Annotated in this window: 1 tRNA gene; it reads left to right on the top strand. The window is 47.1% G+C overall.

The window, feature by feature from the left end:
- The first annotated feature begins 3 nt into the window (after nucleotides 1–3).
- Nucleotides 4–79: transfer RNA gene (locus AN389_RS19885), tRNA-Glu, on the top strand.
- Nucleotides 80–244: the final 165 nt, after the last annotated feature.

The raw sequence follows: 244 nt of genomic DNA, 5'->3' as shown, positions 1-244 counted from the left end.
AGTGTCCCCATCGTCTAGAGGCCTAGGACACCGCCCTTTCACGGCGGTAACAGGGGTTCGAATCCCCTTGGGGACGCCACTTACTATTTTAAGTGCTGTATAAAGCAGTGTGACACCGCACTCTCTATGCACGACGTTATCAAGAGTACTAATCTCTTGGGGACGCCACTTACTATTTATAGTAGGGTAGTGTTATTAATAAAACTCGCCTGAAACGAGTCAAACCATTCAGTTGTCCTAGTGA

Origin of the sequence: Pseudoalteromonas sp. P1-7a, assembly GCF_001401855.1 — a bacterium.
Taxonomy (GTDB): domain Bacteria; phylum Pseudomonadota; class Gammaproteobacteria; order Enterobacterales; family Alteromonadaceae; genus Pseudoalteromonas.
Note: the sequence above shows the minus strand (reverse complement) of the source record. Positions and strands in the feature narration are given on the sequence as shown.